2 protein-coding genes and 1 pseudogene are annotated in these 1,927 nt (G+C 48.7%); 2 read left to right on the top strand and 1 reads right to left on the bottom strand.

Going from position 1 to position 1,927, the window contains the following annotated elements; translation table 11 throughout:
• A pseudogene (locus tag AC29Z1_RS10625) lies at positions 1-106 on the top strand (Lrp/AsnC family transcriptional regulator); the annotation flags it as partial.
• Entirely contained in the window at positions 103-1,272 is a 1,170-nt protein-coding gene (locus AC29Z1_RS10630) for an aminotransferase class I/II-fold pyridoxal phosphate-dependent enzyme (protein WP_488271438.1), read from the top strand. The pseudogene AC29Z1_RS10625 and the gene AC29Z1_RS10630, both read left to right, overlap by 4 nt.
• 79 nt (positions 1,273-1,351) lie before the next feature.
• Here AC29Z1_RS10630 and AC29Z1_RS10635 read toward each other — a convergent pair.
• Positions 1,352-1,927 (bottom strand): P1 family peptidase (locus AC29Z1_RS10635; RefSeq protein WP_488271439.1); only part of this gene is annotated, 576 nt, incomplete at its 5' end.

Raw genomic sequence — 1,927 nt, forward strand, 5'->3', positions numbered from 1 at the left:
CGGTGTTCTCAGCACATCCACCCACTTTATGCTTAAACCGTATAAATATGCCGGTTTTATCCTTGACGACCGCGAAGAAGATCATCGACTGGTGGTGTCGCCATGAGTTGGGCTGAACGCATTTCACCTAATGTTAGAGCCATTCCTCCCTCCGGCATCCGGAGATTCTTTGATATTGCCGCCGAAATGAAAGGGGTTATATCCCTAGGTGTCGGCGAACCTGATTTCGTTACGCCCTGGCATATCAGAGAAAGCTGTGTTCATGGCCTGCACAAAGGTTATACGTCGTATACATCTAACTATGGTCTGTTGGAACTCCGCGAAGAAATTACTCGCATGATGTATGAAAACTATGATGTCCGTTATGACCCCCGTAAAGAAGTATTAGTTACCGTCGGTGTCAGTGAAGCCCTTGACTTGGCTATTCGTGCCCTGATAGGTCCAGGAGACGAAGTACTCATTCCTGAGCCCTGTTACGTTTCTTATAAAGCCTGTGTCATGCTGGCCGGCGGCACCCCTGTACCTGTGCCGACAAGTATGGAACATGAATTTCGCGTCACGGTAGAGCAACTGGAAAAACTGGTTTCTCACCGCACCAAAATCCTTCTTATCGGCTATCCTAACAATCCGACTGGCGCCATTATGCCCAAAGAACAACTAGCTGCTATTGCCCAATTTGCCAAAAAGCATGACCTGATTGTTATCTCTGATGAAATTTATGGTGACCTCACCTATGAAGGTACCCATACCTGTTTTGCCAGTCTGCCGGATATGCGTGACCGGACCATACTCCTAAACGGTTTTTCCAAAGCCTATGCCATGACTGGCTGGCGTATCGGCTATGCCTTGTCCAATCCTGACTTTATTGCCGCAATGAATAAAGTTCATCAATATACCATGCTATGTGCCCCCATCACCGCTCAAGTTGCGGCCATCGAAGCGCTCCGTAACGGCAAGACCAACATGGAAAAAATGGTGGCTGAATATAACTGCCGCCGCCAACTGATGGTGAAAGGACTGCGCAGTATGGGGCTTAGCTGTTTTGAACCCAAAGGCGCTTTTTACATCTTCCCTTCCATTAAAGAAACCGGGTTAAACTCACTGCAATTTGCCGAAGAACTGCTGCGCACCGAAAAAGTAGCAGTAGTTCCCGGCGATGCCTTTGGCGAAAGTGGCGAAGGCTTTATCCGCTGCTCTTATGCATCATCCATCGCCAACCTTACCGCCGCCTTAGAACGCATTGAACGGTTTGTAAAAGCGCGCTTATCATAACATGTTCCGGATAATATTCAAAGGCGAGATTGCCATCCTATGGCGTGCAATCTCGCCTTTTTATTAAGCTACCCTTAACTCACCCTGTACAGTTACGAGTTAAAGCAGCTATATCTTGAAATGCTTTAAACCCAGCTAACGGGGTTGCACAAGTAACTGCCCGCAGCACAGCCTGCTCTACCGCCCTTGCTGCCAGGACACCGACGCGATTGATATCGGCTGATACCTGACCTGTTGCCAAAGTAAAAATCGTGTCACCATCAAACAGGGTATGTGCCGGACGAATAGCCCTGGCGTAACCATTATGCGACATGGAAGCAACTTTAGTGGCTTGCGCTTTGGTCAGAATAGCATTAGTAACAACCGTACCAATGGTAGTGTTACCGGCAAACCGATTAACTGGTTCCTGTACTGCTGTAAGCATTCTCTCTTCACAGTTCAAAAAGGCAAACGGCTGCTCTTGGAAGGCGCCGGCCACAATCTGTCCATTAGCCGGATTAACTACATCACCCAGGCAGTTAACCGCAACAATAGCCCCCACAATTAATTCACCCGCAGTAAAGCAGGCAGTACCAATCCCGCCCATCATAGCATGTGCCATGCCAAAAACCTTACCAACAGTAGCCCCGGTTCCGGCTCCCACCGACCCTTCTTC

The organism is Sporomusa sp., from assembly GCF_057736855.1.